The 13967-nt window shown below is 39.7% G+C and carries 15 protein-coding genes; 10 read left to right on the forward strand and 5 right to left on the reverse strand.

The genetic code is table 11. From position 1 onward, the window contains the following. Nucleotides 1-73 precede the first annotated feature (73 nt). The 5 genes from mazG to D2V08_RS12270 all read left to right on the forward strand — a co-directional run bounded on the left by mazG (nucleotide 74) and on the right by D2V08_RS12270 (nucleotide 4784). On the forward strand, nucleotides 74-847 hold the full coding sequence (gene mazG, locus D2V08_RS12250) for a nucleoside triphosphate pyrophosphohydrolase (RefSeq protein WP_119608457.1): 774 nt from the start codon (nucleotides 74-76) through the stop codon (nucleotides 845-847). 82 nt (nucleotides 848-929) lie between these two features. Beyond that, nucleotides 930-2297, forward strand: coding sequence for an MATE family efflux transporter (locus D2V08_RS12255; protein ID WP_119608458.1), 1368 nt, complete (start codon nucleotides 930-932; stop codon nucleotides 2295-2297). 35 nt (nucleotides 2298-2332) lie between these two features. Further along, a complete protein-coding gene (locus D2V08_RS12260) occupies nucleotides 2333-2560 on the forward strand; it encodes a DUF8828 family protein (protein ID WP_100815942.1) in 228 nt (75 codons plus the stop codon). Then, on the forward strand, nucleotides 2560-3129 hold the full coding sequence (locus D2V08_RS12265) for a phosphatase PAP2 family protein (protein ID WP_119608459.1): 570 nt from the start codon (nucleotides 2560-2562) through the stop codon (nucleotides 3127-3129). Before D2V08_RS12260 ends, D2V08_RS12265 begins: the two co-directional genes overlap by 1 nt. Further along, complete coding sequence (locus D2V08_RS12270) at nucleotides 3126-4784, forward strand: ArnT family glycosyltransferase (protein WP_119608460.1); 1659 nt, start codon at nucleotides 3126-3128, stop codon at nucleotides 4782-4784. Before D2V08_RS12265 ends, D2V08_RS12270 begins: the two co-directional genes overlap by 4 nt. Here D2V08_RS12270 and D2V08_RS12275 read toward each other — a convergent pair. Genes D2V08_RS12275 through meaB form a run of 3 tightly spaced genes read right to left on the reverse strand, consistent with a single transcriptional unit; the run spans nucleotide 4781 to nucleotide 7675 of the window. Then, complete coding sequence (locus D2V08_RS12275; RefSeq protein ID WP_119608461.1) at nucleotides 4781-5653, reverse strand: lysylphosphatidylglycerol synthase transmembrane domain-containing protein; 873 nt, start codon at nucleotides 5651-5653, stop codon at nucleotides 4781-4783. The genes D2V08_RS12270 and D2V08_RS12275 overlap by 4 nt on opposite strands. After that, nucleotides 5634-6596 (reverse strand): glycosyltransferase family 2 protein, encoded by a 963-nt coding sequence (locus tag D2V08_RS12280; protein WP_119608462.1) that lies wholly within the window; start codon nucleotides 6594-6596, stop codon nucleotides 5634-5636. The genes D2V08_RS12275 and D2V08_RS12280 overlap by 20 nt, the downstream gene beginning before the upstream one ends. 35 nt (nucleotides 6597-6631) lie before the next feature. Then, on the reverse strand, nucleotides 6632-7675 hold the full coding sequence (gene meaB / locus D2V08_RS12285; RefSeq protein ID WP_119608463.1) for a methylmalonyl Co-A mutase-associated GTPase MeaB: 1044 nt from the start codon (nucleotides 7673-7675) through the stop codon (nucleotides 6632-6634). A 211-nt stretch (nucleotides 7676-7886) separates the two neighbouring features. Here meaB and D2V08_RS12290 point away from each other — a divergent pair, with 211 nt between their 5' ends. From D2V08_RS12290 to D2V08_RS12305, 4 genes are all read left to right on the forward strand, one after another. Next, nucleotides 7887-8312 (forward strand): Ohr family peroxiredoxin, encoded by a 426-nt coding sequence (locus D2V08_RS12290; RefSeq protein ID WP_119608464.1) that lies wholly within the window; start codon nucleotides 7887-7889, stop codon nucleotides 8310-8312. A 151-nt stretch (nucleotides 8313-8463) separates the two neighbouring features. Beyond that, entirely contained in the window at nucleotides 8464-9000 is a 537-nt protein-coding gene (locus D2V08_RS12295; RefSeq protein ID WP_119608465.1) for an RNA polymerase sigma factor, read from the forward strand. After that, nucleotides 8990-9592: a hypothetical protein gene (locus D2V08_RS12300; protein ID WP_119608466.1), complete on the forward strand. Its 603-nt coding sequence runs from the start codon at nucleotides 8990-8992 to the stop codon at nucleotides 9590-9592. Before D2V08_RS12295 ends, D2V08_RS12300 begins: the two co-directional genes overlap by 11 nt. Next, nucleotides 9564-11024 carry a DUF4097 family beta strand repeat-containing protein gene (locus D2V08_RS12305; protein ID WP_119608467.1) on the forward strand — a complete coding sequence of 487 codons (1461 nt, stop codon included), beginning with the start codon at nucleotides 9564-9566 and terminating at the stop codon, nucleotides 11022-11024. Before D2V08_RS12300 ends, D2V08_RS12305 begins: the two co-directional genes overlap by 29 nt. A gap of 83 nt (nucleotides 11025-11107) precedes the next feature. Here D2V08_RS12305 and msrA read toward each other — a convergent pair whose 3' ends face one another. Next, entirely contained in the window at nucleotides 11108-11803 is a 696-nt protein-coding gene (msrA, locus tag D2V08_RS12310; protein ID WP_119608468.1) for a peptide-methionine (S)-S-oxide reductase MsrA, read from the reverse strand. Nucleotides 11804-12204: 401 nt separating this feature from the next. On the opposite strand from msrA, the gene D2V08_RS12315 reads away from it, so the two are divergent. Then, complete coding sequence (locus D2V08_RS12315; RefSeq protein ID WP_119608469.1) at nucleotides 12205-12441, forward strand: hypothetical protein; 237 nt, start codon at nucleotides 12205-12207, stop codon at nucleotides 12439-12441. A gap of 166 nt (nucleotides 12442-12607) precedes the next feature. Here the strand turns inward: D2V08_RS12315 and D2V08_RS12320 are convergent, their stop codons facing one another. After that, nucleotides 12608-13828, reverse strand: a complete 1221-nt coding sequence (locus tag D2V08_RS12320; RefSeq protein WP_119608470.1) for a sensor histidine kinase — start codon at nucleotides 13826-13828, stop codon at nucleotides 12608-12610. Nucleotides 13829-13967: the final 139 nt, after the last annotated feature.

Here is a 13967-nt window from a genome sequence, read left to right on the forward strand (position 1 = left end):
TCTTCTAAACTAAGATAAAATTTGATGATGCCCTAATAACAGGTCTTTGTACTTTTGAACAAATTTTAGCTAAATGAATTCAAGATCGGAACAATTAAAAGCCTTTGACCGCCTTTTGACCATAATGGACGAATTGCGCGAGCATTGTCCGTGGGACAAAAAACAAACCATGGAAACGCTTCGTCATTTGACCATCGAGGAAACCTACGAGCTCGGCGATGCCATTCTGGACAATGATCTTGAGGAAGTTAAAAAGGAACTGGGCGATATTTTGTTGCACATAGTTTTTTACGCTAAAATAGGTTCCGAAACCCAAGATTTTGATATTGCCGATGTTGCCAATGGCATCTGCGAGAAGCTGATCAACCGACATCCCCACATTTATGGCGATGTAAAAGTGGAGAACGAGGAAGAGGTAAAGCAAAATTGGGAAAACATCAAACTAAAAGAAGGCAAAAAGAGTGTGCTAGAGGGAGTGCCCAATGGCCTGCCATCCTTAGTCAAGGCCAACCGAATCCAAGATAAAGTATCTGGTGTTGGTTTTGATTGGGAAAGACCAGAGCAGGTTTTTGAAAAATTAAAAGAAGAGTTGGGCGAGCTTCAAGAAGAAGTGGAAGCCAATAACGCCGATAAAATGGAATCTGAATTTGGAGATGTCCTTTTTTCTATGGTGAACTATGCCCGTTTTTTGAAAATCAATCCAGAAAATGCGTTGGAGCGGACCAATAAAAAATTCATCAAACGCTTTCAGTATTTGGAAGCAAAGGCCAAAGAAGCCGGAAAATCTATGAAGGACATGACTTTGGCTGAAATGGGCGTGTTCTGGGAAGAGGCGAAGCAACTTTAAAATTTATTTCTAAGGTAACGTAAGGAGGGACAATAATTGTCGTCAATCTAGCTATATTTGCCATCCTTTTTAAGTATCCATTGTGTTTCAGAACTACACCAAAGAGTTTGCCTATAACCTAAAGTTATCCTATCCCGTTATTTTGGGGATGTTGGGGCATACGTTTGTGGCCTTCGCGGACAATATTATGGTGGGACAATTGGGTACGGCTGAGTTGGCCGCCGTTTCTCTGGGGAACAGTTTTGTCTTTATCGCGATGTCGCTCGGAATAGGTTTTTCCACAGCCATTACACCTTTGGTGGCCGAAGCAGATGGAGCAAAGGACCAAGCGGCTGGTAAAAGTGCCCTAAAACATGGTTTGGTACTTTGTACCATGTTGGGATTGTCACTTTTTGGACTCATTTTGGTATCAAAGCCGTTGATGCACCACATGAAACAGCCTCCAGAAGTGGTGGAACTCGCTTTGCCCTATTTGGATTTGGTCGCTTTCTCGTTGGTTCCCTTGATTATATTTCAGGCTTTTAAACAATTTTCAGAGGGTCTTTCTCAGACCAAATATCCCATGTACGCTACTATTTTGGCCAACGTGGTGAATGTGACCCTTAACTATTTATTGATTTTCGGTTCTTTTGGGTTTCCAAAAATGGGTATTGTTGGGGCAGCTGTCGGTACCTTGGCATCACGAGTAATTATGGTTGCCTTTATTTGGTATTTGCTAAAACGGAAGAAGAAGTTTGAATCCTATGTGACCAACTTCAATTTTAGAAAGATTGAGAAAAAAGTGATGAACAAAATCATCAGTTTGGGATTTCCATCGGCGCTGCAGATGTTTTTTGAAGTAGCCATTTTCACTGGGGCTATCTGGTTGAGTGGCGTGTTGGGCAAAAACGCACAAGCGGCCAATCAAATTGCTTTGAACCTGAGCAGCATGACTTTTATGGTAGGTATGGGTCTCAGTGTGGCCGCCATAGTAAGGGTTGGGAACCAGAAAGGGCTCAGAAACCACAAGGAGTTGAAGCGTATTGCAGAATCTGTTTTTTTCTTGACGCTTTTGGTGGAAATAGCCTTCGCTTTGATATTCTTGTTAGGAAGACATTGGTTCCCTACGATTTATTTGGATGTGGACGATATCGTCAACCAAGCCGATAACACCGAAGTAATTATTATTGCGGCCAAATTGTTGTTAGTGGCCGCCTTTTTTCAGATTTCTGATGGACTTCAAGTGGTGGTTTTGGGAGCTTTACGAGGTTTGCAAGACGTTAAGATACCGACGCTTATCACTTTTATAGCCTATTGGTTGATTGGTTTTCCGATAAGTTATTACTTGGGGCTGCACACAAGTTTGGAGAGCACAGGGATTTGGATAGGACTTTTATTGGGGCTTACGGCATCGGCTATAATGTTGTATCTTCGATTCAACTTTTTGACCAAGAAATTGATTACAGATTAAGACGATTTCCCTGTTTGGAATCAAAATAAGAACACATGGAACTACCTAAATTTTTATTGGCCGATAACACGGATTTCCCTGAAGCCATTTTTATCGTCCATACTGAATACCCACGTTTTATCATCAACTTGGAAAATGATGAAGTGGAATGGATGGAAGAATTCTCCAAACAAGATGAGGAAGACTTGATGGACGAAACCGAAAGCTTGATTGAAGCTGCCACGGCTTTTTATGATCGGGAAGTCTCCAGATATGACAATTAATGATCGAACAGTTGCTGGAATACGATAAAGAGCTGTTTTTGTTCCTTAACGGATTGGGAACTGAAACTTGGGACGGTTTCTGGATGTTTATGACCACCACCAGAAATTCAGCGCCACTTTATTTCTTTTTACTTTATTTATCCTACAGAACTTTTGGGTGGAAGGGAACAGGTATAATTTTAGTGGCCATTGCTTTGTTGATTACCTGTACCGACCAATTGTCCAATTTTTTCAAATATGGCATAGGCCGACTCCGACCCTGCCACGAACCTGAAATAAGTAGCGTAATGCGACTGGTGAAAAGTTATTGCGGAGGACAATTCGGATATTTTTCCGCCCACGCGGCCAATTCTTTTGGACCAGCCATTTTCTTTACCGTGATGTTCAAGAATAAAGTGAAGTACATTTCTTGGGTATTGTTGCTTTGGGCATGCATTGTCGCCTACAGTCGAATTTACATTGGAGTACACTATCCGTTGGATGTAGTAACGGGAGCCTTGGTAGGTTCTCTTTTCGGATGGTTGTGGGCCAAGTTGGCTATATTTGCTTTCCAAAAAGCAGGGGTATGATCTCGACCGCCAGATACTGGTTTTATATTGCACTAATTGTATTGGTCTATATCATTGGGATGTTCGTGACCCTGTTCGAGAACGATTCGGCCCAATTTGCCGTAATGGCCATGCGAATGGTTCAGGAAAACGATTTTTTGAGCCTCTTCAAAGGTCCCGAAGAGTACTTGGATAAGCCACATATGCACTACTGGTTGGCCGCACTTTCCTATAAGATATTTGGAATTCACGATTGGGCGTACCGAATTCCTGGCATTTTGTCCACTTTGTTGGGGGCTTATAGTTGCTTCGGTCTCGGAAAATTGCTTTACAACAAGGATGTAGGGCGGTTTGCCTCATTGATTTTTATGACGGCTCAGACCATGGTCTTGGCCAACATCGATGTCCGTACCGATGCTGTTTTAACAGGATTTACGATATTTTCCATCTGGCAATTGGCAACCTATATTGAGAAAAATACTTTAAAAAGTATCGCTTTGGGTGCCTTTGGGGCGGGAATTGCCTTTTCCACAAAGGGCCAGATTGCTTTAGTGGTGATTGGAATTTCGATTCTTTGCCATTTGGCCTATACCCAAAAGTGGCAGCAATTACTCAATTGGAAAGTGTTGGCAGCAATTTTGATATTTGGATTGACCATATCCCCCATGTTATATGCCTATTACCATCAATTTGATTTGCATCCTGAAAAAGTGATTCGCGGAAAGGATAACCGAAGCGGTATCTTTTTTATTTTTTGGGAACAGAGCTTTGAGCGAATGAGTGGCGAGGGCGTAGGAAAGAACAGTAGTGATTTTTTCTTTTTCTTCCACACCTTTCTATGGGTGTTCTTGCCGTGGACGGTGCTCGCATTAATTGGTTATTGGACCAAAATAAAAGCCTTTTGGAAAACCAAATTTGCATACAAGCCCAATTTGGAGTTTTTAACGGTGGGCGGTATTTCCATTTTGTTCCTGCTCATCAGTTTTGCGCAGTTTAAATTGCCGCATTACATGAATGTTCTTATGCCTTTGTATGCGATTTTATCAGCAGCATTCTTATTTGTCCTCCATCAAAAGGAGAAATTAAAGATGGCCAAAATAATTCTGGGTATCCAATATTTTATATTGGGTCTGGTTGTGGTCTTCACTTTATTGGTGAGTTTTTACGTCTTTAAACTGGAGCATTGGTACAGTTATTTGTTTTTATTGATGGCACTCGCATTGGTGACTTATTTCATTATAAAAAAGGAAACAGCATATACCAAAATTGTAACCGTTGCCATTTTTAGCTCTTTGCTGTTGAACGGCCTGATGAATGCCCAATTTTATCCAAAACTGCTCGAATACCAAGGTGGTTCTGCAATGGCAGAAAAGGTGATGGCGGAAAATATACCGGTGGATGAAATTTATAAGATATCCGAAAGGCATACGTGGGCTTTGGATTTCTACAATCAAAACCCCGTAAATATTGTTTTAGTATCTGAATTGAAGAAGATGAAAGATGTTTGGGTGTACGCTACAGACAAAGAATTGGAGCAATTAAAGAAAAAAGGAATTGCTTGGGATAATCAAATTACTGTGGACCAATTCCGGATTACCCGACTACAAATCAAATTCTTGAACCCCGACACGCGAGAAGAAAAATTGAACAAAATGCATTTGGTGCATTTGAACTAACCTACCGAATCCAGTTTTGGCTTTTTAAAGTGATAGATTACTCCGAAAAGCGAGGTAAGCGCTGTAATCAAAAAGAAGGTAAAGCTGATACCGATGGAAGTACTGGCATCTAATCCCAGCCATTCGGCACCGTATAAAAATGTAACTTCTCTACTTCCGATTCCTCCGATGGTCAAAGGTATTACGGAGACAATCGAAGAAACTAAGAACACGAAGAGGTATTCGATAGTATCCAAACTAACGGACAAAGAACTCAAAATACATAAAACGCTGACTAATTGTGCCAATTGTACCAAAGCCGAAAACCCTACGGATTTCCAAAATACAGGTAGGGTAGTGGTGAAAAATATTTTGTTCACAAGCCAAAAAGCGACAACACTCAAGGGAATGGCCACAATTATCAACCAATAAAAGCTTTGGAAAAACTCATTTTTGGACAGGATGGCAAGTACACAAGCATACACAAAAAGCAGTAGCATCCCACTTAATCGGTCCAAGAGTAAGCTGGAGACTACTTTCTTGGTACCTGGTTGACATGCTTTTTGGATAACGTAGCCTTTGTACGCATCACCTCCAATGCCTCCAGGTAAAAAGAGGTTGTAGAACATTCCCAATAGGTAAAGTTTTAAATTGCTCAACTGGGAAATCTTTGCTCCGATTTGATGGAAATATAAGTTCGTCCGAAACGCAGATAAAACTTTGGACAGCACAAAAAATAGCAGCGCCAAGAGTAAAAATAAAGGGTCACTTTTTTTTAGAGTCTGGAGTACATCTTTGAACTCTATTTTGGTGAAAATAAAGTAAATCAGGACTGCACTAACGATGATTTTTAGGGCAGTTATGAGCTTTTTACGCAGCTTTTCCGTCACCTATGGATATTTTTTTAATGCGATATGGTCTTTTTTGTTGCGATTCGTAGTAGGTGCGAATCAAAAGTTCCATTACAATTCCAATAGTAAATAATTGGATTCCCCCTAAAATAAACATCATCCCAAACATGAGAAGTGGTCTGGTACCAATATCTTGGTCAAACCCAAGCTTTACGATCAACAAATAGATATTGATAAAAACACCGAGGATAATTAACAATACCCCAAAAATCCCAAAGAGGTGAATGGGACGTTGGAAATATTTTCGAACGAAAAGTAACAACATCATATCGGCAATCACCTTAAAAACCCGTTCCAATCCGTATTTGGAAACACCAGAATGTCTTGCATGGTGCTTTACGGGGACTTGTTTTATCTGTGCACCTTCCAAATGAGCCAATAGGGTTATAAAACGGTGTTGTTCACCATATAGGTTAAGGCTTTTTGCAATATCCTTGGTGAAGACTTTTAATGCGCAACCATTGTCTTTAATATCCAGCTTGGTTACTCTGCGTACCAAAAAGTTAGCAATTTTAGATGGTATTTTTTTAACCAAGGAGTCTTTTCTTTTCTGACGGATACCCGTTACCAAATCATATTCTCCATTAACTGCATATTCCAACATTTGTGGTATATCGGAAGGATCGTTTTGGAGGTCACCATCCATGGTAATGATATACTCTCCCTCCGCATAATCAATCCCAGCAGCCAAGGCCAGACTCTGGCCGTAGTTCTTTTTCAATTCAATCAGGTGGACTTTTTTATCGTCCATTTCCTTGACTTTGATGCGGGTTTTGTCCGTGGAAAAATCATCCACATACACAATTTGATAGTTGTAACCCTCAAGGCTTTCATTGATTTTTTGGGTCAATAGAACCACATTGTCCTCTTCGTTGTACAAAGGAACCACTATGGATAAAAGGGAATTGGTGACGGTGCTCATTCAGTATAAAATCTTTGCAAATTTATTGCTTTTATTTAAAGTTCCTTGGTAATCTTGTCCAATAGGATTTTGGCAGCGTAGAAGGGCGAAATTTTGTGCTCCTCAATAGCTGTCAATAATGTAGCTTGTTCCTTTTTAAATGTTTCTTTTTGATGGAAAAATTGTTTGATATACTCATCTACAGTTTGAAGGAACCAGTTTTTGTTCTGTTGTTGTCGATTTTTTTCAAAAAAGCCATTGTCTTTATTGTGCTTCACAAATTGTTGCACCATGGCCCAGATTTCATCAATACCTGTGTTCTCCATAGCGGAGCACTTCATAACTTTAGGCATCCACCCATTGGCTTTTGGGGGATAAAGGTGCAAGGCCCTCGAAAATTCAGTGACGGCAAGTTTGGCGTGTTCCAAATTACTTCCATCCGCTTTGTTGATGGCTATGGCATCGGCCATTTCCATAATCCCCCTTTTTATGCCTTGAAGTTCATCGCCAGCTCCTGATAGCTTTAGCAAAAGGAAAAAATCTACCATACTGTGTACGGCAATCTCGCTTTGGCCAACGCCTACAGTTTCTACCAATATAACATTATACCCTGCTGCTTCGCAAAGAATGATGCTTTCACGGGTTTTTTGCGCCACACCGCCCAAAGAGGTTCCAGAAGGTGAGGGGCGTATAAAGGCATTGGGGTCTTTGGCCAAGGTCTCCATTCGGGTTTTATCGCCCAGAATACTTCCCTTGCTCAGCGAACTAGTAGGGTCCACGGCCAAAACAGCTACCTTGTTGCCTTGGTCAGTCAAAGTTTTGCCCAAAGTTTCAATAAAGGAGCTTTTGCCTACCCCTGGGACGCCTGTAATCCCAATACGGATACTTTTGTTAGATTTTGCCAGGCATTTTTCTATAACGGCATTGGCTTTTTCAAAATGAGCTGGTTTGGTGCTTTCCAATAAGGTAATGGCCTTGGCAAGCATAGCTTTATTGCCATCAAAAATACCTTGTGCCAAAGCATCTGCAGAAAGTTCTTGTTTTCTGAGTGCCTTGATTTTAGAAATAGTGTCCGAAGGTGTTTTGTTATCGTCTGCCAAGGATATGGTTCATCTGTTCATCACGAATTTATGAAGATTTTACGGGTTTAAGTCAACCTGAATGGGAATACAGCAAACTTTTTTCCTTACCCATTTCACAAAAATTTAATACCTGTTTAAGCGGACTTCCGCCTACAAATTGGTACCTTTTCATTAAATAACCAGCTGCCAAGCGGGTACTGGTTTTTACGAACCTATAAACATTTAAAAGATGAAGACTATTTTTGAGGCCAAAGCCACTAATACAGGAGGAAGAGCTGGACATGTGAAGAGCGAAGATGACGTTTTGGATTTTGCGATTAGTATGCCTAGTTCAAAAGGAAAGGAGGACCCAAAATCAACCAATCCAGAAGAACTTTTTGCTGCTGCATACTCTAGTTGCTACGGAGCAGGTCTACAAGCTGTTGCTAAAGAGCACGGAATAGAAGATTTAGGAGATTTTAGTGTAACGGCCACTGTAGCGCTCAATACGGAGGAAGAAGGTTTTTTCTTGGAAGCTACTCTGGATGCTTACTTGCCTACGGTCGATAAAGAAATGGGAGAGACTTTGATGAAGGATGCCCACGAAATATGCCCTTACAGTAAGGCCACAAGAGATAATATTACCGTGCATTTAAATTTGTTGTTAGACGAATAAATCACGTAACTTTTTAAGAGTGAGCCCCGTTGATTGACTTCAACGGGGTTTTTTTGTTAAAAATGATTAAAAAACAACCTAATTTGCAACGTTGCATTTTTTGCATCGTCATTAATACAGAACAACTAAAAAACCAAACATAGAACCAAGTATGCTCCATATTGAGCTAGTGGAAAGGTGCAAGGCGAACGACCGTCAGGCACAAATGAAACTGTACCGTCAGTATTGTGATGGTATGTTTTGTGTGGCGATGCGATTCCTTAAAAATTCCAATGATGCGGAGGATGTCCTGCAAGATTCATTTATCAAAGCATTCCAGCGTATTGAGCAGTTTAAGGGGGAGGTAACGTTCGGGGCTTGGTTAAAAAGAATTGTAGTGAATGGCAGTATCGACTTTTTAAAGTCAAAGCACCAAAGAACGGTGGAGCTGAACGAAAATTACTTACAGGTGGCAGAAGAGGATGATTGGTCGGTGGAAGAAGGAATTTCTATTGAACAGGTGAAGAAAACCATCGAGGAACTGCCCCCGAAATATAGATATGTAGTGCAATTGTTTTTGGTGGAAGGGTATGACCATTCGGAGATAGCTGGAATTTTAGGTGTCACGGAAACTGCGTCGCGGACCCGACTCCTGAGGGGAAAGGCACAATTAAAAGAAAAACTAAAAGATTTGGCTTATGGCACGTGATCTTAGAAAATTGTTTGAAAAGGAAAGGGAACAGAAACGCTTCAAAATGAAGGAAGGGCACGAAGACCGCTTTTTTGCCAAGTTGGATAAGGAGATGCCCAATGACCCTCCCAAGAAAAAGGTCTTTTCCCTCTGGATGCAGATTGCTGCATCTGTTGTTGTGGCTGTTGGATTGTCTTTTTATTATTTCGACAGTAATGGAGGCGGAGTCGACCCCGATGAGAAAGTAACGATTGTGGATAGGAATAATCCGAATAGTGGGGTTCAGGGTATTTCACTGGGCGATTTATCTCCAGATCTTAAAATGGTGGAGACCTATTATACCACAAATATCAACTTACAATTGTCAGAATTGGCCGATGACCCCGGAAACAAGGAGCTTGTGGACAGCTATATGGATCGATTGGCGGAACTGAACCAAGAATACCACAGGCTTAACAAAGAGTTGAATGAACTGGGCCCCAATGACCAAACCATAAATGCCTTAATCAATAATCTACAGCTAAGGTTGCAGTTGCTGCAAAAATTAAAATCAAAGTTGAATCAATTAAAATCATCAAAAAATGAACAGGAATCATCAAATATTGTTTAGCGGATTGCTTCTTGCCTTGGTTGGGTTTACCGGCCAAGCGCAGGAGAAATCCAAAACGTACAAGGAAACCTTCAATGTCAATAAAGACACGGAGTTGAACATCAACACCAGTTATGCCGATATTGAGTTTGAAACTTGGAATAAAGATCAAGTGGAGATTACAGCAGTAATCTCGCTGGAAGGCGTGGACCAAGAGGAGGCCGATTCTTATTTTGAGCGGGATTTGGTCAAAATTATGGGTAATAGCAAAGAAATTGAAGTGAGTACTGAAGGTGCTGGACCTAATTATGCTTTCGATTTTCAAGGATTTGATATCGATATTCCCGAAATGCCATCGGTAGCCGAGATTATTGCGAATGTGGAGATTCCAGAAATATCAGAGATTGTAATTCCTGAGATATCATTTATGCCAAACATGCCCCCAATGCCACCGTTACCGCCAATAGAGTTTGATTACGATGCTTATAAAAAGGATGGTGATAAGTACATGAAGGAATGGAAGAAGGAATTCGATAAAACGTTTGATGAAGAATATAAGGAACGTTTTGAGGAATGGGGCAAACGGATGGAAGAAATGGCGGATGAACGCGAGGCTCGAAGAGAGGAGATGATGGAAGAAAGAGAGCAACTTAGGGAAGAGCGCGAAAAAATGCGAGAAGAAATGCGCGAGAGGCTCAAAGTACAGCGAGAAGAACTTCGTGAACAGCGCGAAGAACTAAGGAACGAACAGGCAGAACTTAGGAAACAGGCTAGAGAAGAAGCAAGGACAATCCATGGAAGTCCCAATGTGTTTTACTTTTCTTCTGATGGAAAGCATAAAGAGTATAAGGTCAAAAAACGAATCATCATCAAAATGCCGAAGTACATTAAATTAAACCTGAATGTACGTCACGGTGAGGTAAAATTGGCGGAAAACGCCAAAAACATCAATGCAAGCTTGTCTTACGCAAGCTTGCTTGCCTCTACTATTGATGGTGCCAATACCGATATTCGCGTATCCTATTCCCCAGTAGTGGTGCAAAACTGGAACTACGGTAGCCTTAGTACGGATTACTCCGATAAAGTCAATTTAAAAGAGGTGAAGGAATTGAAACTACATTCGGTATCATCAAATGTGGTGATCGGTAGATTGGTCAGCAAGGCGATGGTCACCAATAGTTTTGGAGCATTGAGTATTGATGAAGTTTCCACTGGTTTCAATACCATCGACATTTCCATGGAGAATGGGGAACTCAATTGTAAACTGCCCGAAACACCTTATGTTATTTCGGTAAATGAGACTACTTCAGATTTTCAATACCCAAAGACATTAAAGTTGAAATCAACCAAAAAATATGGTGGAAATTTACATACAGGTTATAACATCAATAAAAATGATGGAAAAACCATCAAAATAAACTCCAAATACAGCGAGGTGGTTCTTAAGAACTAGTCTTGTTTTCAACAGTTCCAAGGAACCACCTCTATATTATTAGGCTAAAATTTCTTCAACGGCCAAAGCCTACCCTCCAACATTTAGTGAACGTCTTCTTTTAGGTAGGACCGAAAATTCTTTTTAAAACGATTTAATCTAGGAATCGAAACATTTTGAATGTAACTATTGTTTGGATTTCGTTTTTCGTAATCCTGATGGTAATCTTCAGCCATATAAAACTTTTCAAATGGTTCTACCTCTGTAACTATGGTGCGATTGCCATATACATTCTCGACTTTCAGTTTGTTTATATAACCCTGAATAATTTTCTGCTCTTTGTCGTTCTTATAAAATGCGATGGAACGGTACTGGGCGCCCCGGTCGGGTCCTTGCCTGTTTAAAGTAGTTGGGTCATGGGAACCAAAGAAAACCTGAACCAGTTGAGTGAAAGAAATAACATCGGGGTCGTAGTATACCTCTACCGCTTCTGCATGATGGGTTCTCCCATAAGATACTTGCTCGTAGGTCGGGTTTTTCTCCGAACCACCTGAATACCCAGAGTATACTTCCTTAACACCCTTTACACTTTCAAAAATGGCCTCGACGCACCAAAAGCATCCACTGGCAAAATAAGCAGTCTCATATTCTTGAAGTTGTTCTGCGCTCAGTTTAGTTGCCATATGGGTTTTTGATTCCTCTTTTTGAGCAACTTCTTGTTTATCGGATTTGTTTTTGGGTTGGCAACTTATGGATGCCAATAAGAGTAGAATTAAAAATGGAGTCTTCACGGTGTTCATTTTAGTTTCTCATTTAGTTGCAATAAGATACCAACAATTACTTTGATGGCCGTTAAAAAATGTTAACCATCCGTTTTAGGTGCTCAAAATATAATTGAAGGTTCAAATTGATATTTATCAATTTCGGTTGTTTTTTCCTACACAATATTATAAAAATATAATCCTTTTCCTACAAATAAATTATTGATATTCAGTATGTTACAAAAGTTACAAATGTGAGTTTATCGATGAAATGCACATGTGTTCGGTATGTTGTTTTTGACCTCAAAAACGTTCATCGACGATAAAAAACACTTTACCCGAAAAAAATTCATACACCTAAAAAAAGGGGTTGTTGAGCGATGGAAATCTTCACAGGGGTGCATGCGAAAGTAATTTTACAATGTAAAACAATCGGAATCATGAAAACAATTTTCACCATCATCGCAATAACTTTTTTCGGAACTATGGCTTCTGCCCAAAATATTTCAAAGGAAGCTAAAGTGGATGTTCTTACTGAAGGTGTTGAGTTGAATGTAGAATTCAACCAAACCATTAGAAAAGACAGAAAGATGGTAAGATTGTACAAGTTTAAAAACTCTCGTATTAAAAAAGAGCTTTCTTTTAAAACCAAAAAGAATAAAGCTAAATTGGCTTAATTAATAATGTTAGGGTTTATAATTCCTTTTGCGCTGTTTCTTAGTGTTTCGTTTGTTCTGGCAACCATAGCCTTTTCTTTTAGGGAAAGAAAATCTTAAAAGGTTAAGTTTTTTGGAATAATTTAGGTCGTTATAAAACGACCTCTCTTTTTTATAGAGGGTATACTTATTGGTCTACCGAGTTGAATTGCTCAACAACCTCTTCAAACTCTATCGTGTAGTGTGTGCCTTTTTTAGCGTAATCTCTAGTAATAGATCCCCGAAGTTGACGGGCCAGGTTATAAATAAGTTTTAAACCAAGGGAATTGGAGGTTTTAGGGTTTATTTCCTCTGAATATCCAATACCATTGTCTCCAAGGTACATTTTATACCTGTTATCCGCTATTTTTTCTACTGATACGTGAATTTCGCCATCACGGACCTCGGCAATACCATACTTTAAAGCATTGGTTATAGTTTCATTGATGATAAGCCCTAATGGAATTACAGTATCGATGCTGAGTTTATAATTTTTTATATCCAAGTTGACCTTCACATTATTACCACTACCCTTGACCGAACGCACTAGATAATCACAAAGCTCCTGTACATAAGGTTCAAGTTCTATTTTTGACAAATAATCATCCCTTTTGTACAACATCTCATGAACCATGGCCATGGATACCACACGGTTTTGGCTACTTTTAATGATACTACTAATTTTACTGTCATCGATTGCCCGAGATTGCAGGCTCAGGAGGCTTGAAACCGTCTGTAGGTTGTTTTTGACTCGGTGATGTACCTCTTTTAGGAGCGTTTCTTTTTCTTCGATTCGTTCCTGTATCTCATTACGGGATTTATATAGTCGATGGTGTGCACTCAGGAGGTTTTTACCAAAAACACCTCCAAGAAGATATACCGCAAATACAGCACTCAAATAGGCAAACCAGCTTTTAGACTCCAAAGGGACCATATTCTCTGAAATCCTGAAATCACCTGTATCATAAAGAAAAAGCAGGGTTAATACTGCTAAATTGATGATAAGGTATAACTGACCAAAAACCTTGGTAGTTACATATCCTGCAAAAACAATAATGGCCAACACAAAAATAAAAGGGCTTTCTATACCACCGCTGTATATGGTTATAATAATTGCACCTATCATGGATAGGATGGAGGTCAAATTGTAAGTGAGTGTTAAGTTATTGTGCTTTTGATATAGTAATGTGTTTAATAGGTTGATGAATGCATACCCTAAAAAGGTGTAGGTAATGATTCCTTTTATATCCAAAAAGAAAAAACATACTAACCCAAAAATGGCAGCAAAAAAGGATGAATTGTAATTTACCTTAAGTATCAAATCAATCTTGTCTTGAATCCTATATGTATCCTTACCAGGAACTTTCATATGCTGCGCGTGAATATTCCCCTACCACAAAAAAGTTGATAACGTGCGGTAGAGTGGCTTAATGGGGTGTTTTAAGCTGTAAATCTAACTATGTTTTTGATATAAAAAAAGTGGCAGCTTTAATAACTACCACTTTAAG

It is taken from the genome of Flagellimonas lutimaris (assembly GCF_003581615.1).
GTDB classification, from domain to species: Bacteria; Bacteroidota; Bacteroidia; order Flavobacteriales; family Flavobacteriaceae; genus Flagellimonas; species Flagellimonas lutimaris.

Excerpts from the sequence above, each read along its gene's own strand:
- mazG (WP_119608457.1), top strand. The coding sequence starts at position 74 with ATGAATTCAAGATCGGAACAATTAAAAGCCTTTGACCGCCTTTTGACC.
- D2V08_RS12260 (WP_100815942.1), top strand. The coding sequence starts at position 2,333 with ATGGAACTACCTAAATTTTTATTGGCCGATAACACGGATTTCCCTGAA.
- D2V08_RS12265 (WP_119608459.1), top strand. The coding sequence starts at position 2,560 with ATGATCGAACAGTTGCTGGAATACGATAAAGAGCTGTTTTTGTTCCTT.
- D2V08_RS12270 (WP_119608460.1), top strand. The coding sequence starts at position 3,126 with ATGATCTCGACCGCCAGATACTGGTTTTATATTGCACTAATTGTATTG.
- D2V08_RS12280 (WP_119608462.1), bottom strand. The coding sequence starts at position 6,596 with ATGAGCACCGTCACCAATTCCCTTTTATCCATAGTGGTTCCTTTGTAC.
- D2V08_RS12290 (WP_119608464.1), top strand. The coding sequence starts at position 7,887 with ATGAAGACTATTTTTGAGGCCAAAGCCACTAATACAGGAGGAAGAGCT.
- D2V08_RS12295 (WP_119608465.1), top strand. The coding sequence starts at position 8,464 with ATGCTCCATATTGAGCTAGTGGAAAGGTGCAAGGCGAACGACCGTCAG.
- D2V08_RS12300 (WP_119608466.1), top strand. The coding sequence starts at position 8,990 with ATGGCACGTGATCTTAGAAAATTGTTTGAAAAGGAAAGGGAACAGAAA.
- D2V08_RS12305 (WP_119608467.1), top strand. The coding sequence starts at position 9,564 with ATGAACAGGAATCATCAAATATTGTTTAGCGGATTGCTTCTTGCCTTG.
- msrA (WP_119608468.1), bottom strand. The coding sequence starts at position 11,803 with ATGAACACCGTGAAGACTCCATTTTTAATTCTACTCTTATTGGCATCC.
- D2V08_RS12315 (WP_119608469.1), top strand. The coding sequence starts at position 12,205 with ATGAAAACAATTTTCACCATCATCGCAATAACTTTTTTCGGAACTATG.
- D2V08_RS12320 (WP_119608470.1), bottom strand. The coding sequence starts at position 13,828 with ATGAAAGTTCCTGGTAAGGATACATATAGGATTCAAGACAAGATTGAT.